1 protein-coding gene is annotated in these 1,151 nt (G+C 72.5%); it reads right to left on the bottom strand.

Features of this window, described 5'->3' with window-relative positions:
- The coding region (locus H0I76_RS19260) for a calcium-binding protein (RefSeq protein WP_267913408.1) at positions 1 to 1,151 on the bottom strand (1,151 nt) is incomplete at both ends.

The raw sequence follows: 1,151 nt of genomic DNA, 5'->3' as shown, positions 1-1,151 counted from the left end.
GCCCAGCATGGTGTCGTTGCCGGCGCCGCCGTCGAGCCGGTCGAGCCCGCCATTGCCCTCGATCCGGTCGTTGCCGTCCTCGCCGAAGATGTTGTCGGTGCCGAGCCCGCCGAACAACCGGTCGTCGCCGACCCCGCCATAGAGGTTGTCGAAGCCGGCCCCGCCGTTGAGCGAGTCGTTGCCGACGCCGCCCATCAGCAGGTCGTTGCCGTCGCCGCCGTCGAGCCGGTCGAAGCCGTCGCCGCCGTCGAGCGTGTCGTCGCCCTCGCTGCCGAACAGCGTGTCGATGCCGAGGCCGCCGATCAGCATGTCGTTGCCGGCGCCGCCGTTGAGCCGGTCGCCGCCGCCCTGGCCGTCGAGATGGTCGATCCCGTCGCCGCCCATCAGCACGTCGTTGCCCAGCCCGCCGAACAGGCTGTCGTTGTTGATGCCGCCGTCGAGCAGGTCGTTGCCGGCGCTGCCGGTGAGCACGTCGTTGCCGCCGCGGCCCAGCAGGGTGACGTCCGAGGTGGTCGACATCTGGATGGTGTCGGCCTTGGCCGTGCCCGAGACCGCGGTGACGCCGACGAAGGCGAAGCTGTCGCGCCCGCCGCCGCTGCCCACGCCGGTGCCGTTGACGGCGAAGACGGTGACGCCGTCGTCCGACGCGAGGCCGCCGAGATCGACCAGCCCGGTCGGGTTGGCGCCGTCCTGGCCGAGCGCGGTGACCACGAGCTCGGTCCCGATGTCGGCGACGAGGAAGGCCTGCGCCTCGCCGTCGAGCGTGGTCGGGCCGATCGCCGGCACGCCGCCGTCGTCGATGAACAGCGCCGCGAGCGTGAGCCCGGTGATGTCGAGATCGCCGGCCGAGATCAGCGTGGCCGAGGTGCCCGCAGCCGCGGCCGCGAGCGGGAACTCGATGTCGAGCGCCTGGGCGCTGATCGAGGCCGTGCCGCCCACGCTCAGCGTGTCGAACTGGCCCACGCCGAAGCCGCTCATGCCGAGCGCCAGCGACGACGCCGCGTCGGCCACCAGGTCCCCGGTGATCGACAGCGCAACGTCCGGCGCAAGCGTGCCGCCCACCAGCTCGACATCGCCCTCGATCGTCCCCGCGCCCGAAATCGTCCCCGTCGAACCGACAAGCGTCGTCGACGCAGACACCGTCGAGCCGT

Origin of the sequence: Thermohalobaculum xanthum, from assembly GCF_016623495.1 — a bacterium.
In the GTDB taxonomy this organism is placed as follows: Bacteria; Pseudomonadota; Alphaproteobacteria; order Rhodobacterales; family Rhodobacteraceae; genus Thermohalobaculum; species Thermohalobaculum xanthum.
This window is presented reverse-complemented; position numbering and strand designations above follow the sequence as displayed.